The following is a 1129-nucleotide window of genomic DNA, read 5'->3' as shown; positions in this document are numbered from 1 at the left end:
TTCGGCCCCTGAACGCAAAAGCCCCTTGCGCCATCATGGCGCAAGGGGCTTTTTGCTGGGCGCTGAAGGCTCAGGAAGCCGTCTTGGGCGCGCGGCCCGCGCGCCATGCGCCGAAGATGGCGATCAGGCCCGGCACCAGGATCAGGCCCCAGATGATCTTCTCCAGGTTCTCGCGCACCCAGGGCAGGTTGCCGAAGAAATAGCCGGCGGCGCTGATGCCGAACACCCAGACAATGGCTCCGCCCACGTTGAATGCCGTGAACTTGCCCCGGTCCATGGCAGCCACACCGGCCACGAAGGGGGCAAAGGTGCGAATGAACGGCATGAAGCGCGCCAGCACGATGGTGATGCCGCCGTAGCGCTCGTAGAACGCATGGGCCTGGTCGAAGGCGCGGCGGTTGAACCAGCGCGAATCCTCCCACTGGAACACCTTGGGCCCTATGTAGCGGCCTATGGTGTAGTTGCACTGGTCGCCCAGCACGGCCGCCACCAGCAGCACGGTGCAGGCGATCGAATAGTCCATCAGCCCCACGCCGCACAGCGCGCCGACGATGAACAGCAGCGAGTCGCCGGGCAGAAAGGGCATGACCACCACGCCCGTCTCCACGAAGACGATGAGAAACAGCAGCGCATACACCCAGGGTCCATAGGCCACGACAAAGGCCTCCAGATGCTTGTCGATGTGCAGGATGAAGTCGATCAGGAACTGAATGATTTCCAAAAGAGAGTCCTCCGCGGCGGGCGCCGCACCGGCCCGTACTGTACTTCGCCGGCATGCCCCCACGGCCGAGCCGGAGCCGGTTACGCCATCGCACACACCGGCGCTTGCAGGAATCTACAAATGCTTGAAATCAAGCTTGTTTTGTTACACAACTTGATAAAACTCTACGAAAAACTCATGAGTGCGTCAGCTTTTTGCAGGCAAAGTGCTTCCATGCCGTCGGCAATGCCGGCCCGGCCTCACCACCATCGCCAAGACACAAGGAAGCAAGCCATGAACAAGACCCTTCGCACTTTCGCGCACAAGTCCGAACGCCAGTCCGGCTCCACGATGGGCCGCACCCTGGCCATCGCCGCCCTGCTGACCGGCGCGCTCGCGATGGGCGGCTGCGCCCACCGTCCCAACAAC

1 protein-coding gene is annotated in these 1129 nt (G+C 62.5%); it reads right to left on the bottom strand.

The genetic code is table 11. The features are described from left to right. Positions 1-70: 70 nt before the first annotated feature. Positions 71-721: a DedA family protein gene (locus L995_RS29955; RefSeq protein ID WP_016447666.1), complete on the bottom strand. Its 651-nt coding sequence runs from the start codon at positions 719-721 to the stop codon at positions 71-73. Positions 722-1129: the final 408 nt, after the last annotated feature.

This window comes from Delftia sp. ZNC0008, from assembly GCF_000799035.1.
GTDB classification, from domain to species: Bacteria; Pseudomonadota; Gammaproteobacteria; order Burkholderiales; family Burkholderiaceae_C; genus Comamonas; species Comamonas tsuruhatensis.
Note: the sequence above shows the minus strand (reverse complement) of the source record. Positions and strands in the feature narration are given on the sequence as shown.